Below are 1,277 nucleotides of genomic sequence, written 5' to 3'. Positions count from 1 at the left end.
TTGAGTTCCGCTTCTTTTACGGCCCTGTGTTGATGGGCTGGGTGAGATAGTACTCGGTTTCTACTTCCTGTGGGGTGGCGTAGTCCAATGCTTCGTGAAGTCGCTTAGTGTTCCACCAATGCACCCACCGCAAGGTGGCCAGTTCGACTTCTCCGACCGACGTCCACGGGCCCTGGGCATGAATCAGTTCCGCCTTGTAGAGACCGTTGACTGTTTCGGCTAGTGCATTGTCGTAAGAATCGCCGATTGTTCCCACACTCGGGCGGATTCCTGACTCAGCTAGCGCGGTGGAATACTTCAGTGACACGTACTGGCTGCCCCGATCGCTGTGGTGAATTAGTTGGTTTCCATGGATTCGTCCTGCAGTCGTTAACGCATGTTCCAATGCCTCCATGGGCAGCGCATCGGTGCGCATTGTCGAGCGTGTAGCAACACCAACAATTTTTCGGCTGAAGACATCCACGACAAACGCGGTGTAGGCGAATCCTGACAGGGTGCGAACGTAGGTAATGTCGGCAACCCAAAGCCTGCCTGGTGCCTGCGCACGGAAGTTTCGGCGCACTAGGTCCGGGCGATGATCCGGTGTCTTCGGGCTTACCGTTGTTATTGGGGTTCGCCCACGTCTGCGGCCAGAAACACCTGCAAGTTTCATCAGACGTGCGGTCTTGTCGCGACCAATATGAAAGCCTTCGCGGTTCATCGCGTGCCACATTTTGCGGATGCCGTAGACCGAGAAATTCTCCGCATGCACACGCTGTATCTCTGGGATGAGCAGGCTATCGCTTAAGGCTCTTGCGCTGGGAACACGTGTGGTGGCTTTGCGGTAGCCGCGTGAAGTAATGAATCCACGATCTGCTTGTTTAAGGACTCGGCAGATGGCCTCGACCCCAAATTGATCTTTGTACGCGTCGATGTAGGAGATCATTTGGTCGTGGGTCGGTCGAGTTCCGCTGCGAAAAAAGCCGAAGCAGTTTTAAGAATCCCGTTTGCTCGTTTCAGTTCGCGGTTTTCGCGGCGCAGACGCCTGAGTTCTTCTTCCATTGTTTCGCCGCCTGAAGCGTCAGAATTATCGCGTACTGAGGCGCTGTCACGGTACCAGGCCCGCAACGTGTGGTGAGATACTCCAAGCAGCTCACCGACCTCCGTGTAGGCGCGTTGCAGTGAGCAGGACTCCAGGCGGACCATTTCGATGATCTGATGGACCGCCTTCTCCTTGAACTCGACGGAATACTTTCTAGGCATAGTTCAATCCTTCCTTAGCTGAGGTAGGAACTAAA

General features: G+C 54.7%; 1 protein-coding gene. It reads right to left on the bottom strand.

Features of this window, described 5'->3' with window-relative positions; all coding sequences use genetic code 11:
* Positions 1–16: 16 nt before the first annotated feature.
* A protein-coding gene (locus CAY35_RS09415) for an IS3 family transposase (RefSeq protein WP_100619247.1) occupies positions 17–1,242 on the bottom strand; the annotation gives its coding sequence in 2 pieces (ribosomal slippage) (positions 17–963 and positions 963–1,242; 1,227 coding nt in all).
* Positions 1,243–1,277 lie beyond the last annotated feature (35 nt).

Origin of the sequence: Pseudoglutamicibacter cumminsii (assembly GCF_003143995.1) — a bacterium.
GTDB lineage: Bacteria > Actinomycetota > Actinomycetes > Actinomycetales > Micrococcaceae > Pseudoglutamicibacter > Pseudoglutamicibacter cumminsii_B.
The sequence above is the reverse complement of the archived record's forward strand: the minus strand, read 5'-3'. Positions and strand labels throughout refer to the sequence as shown.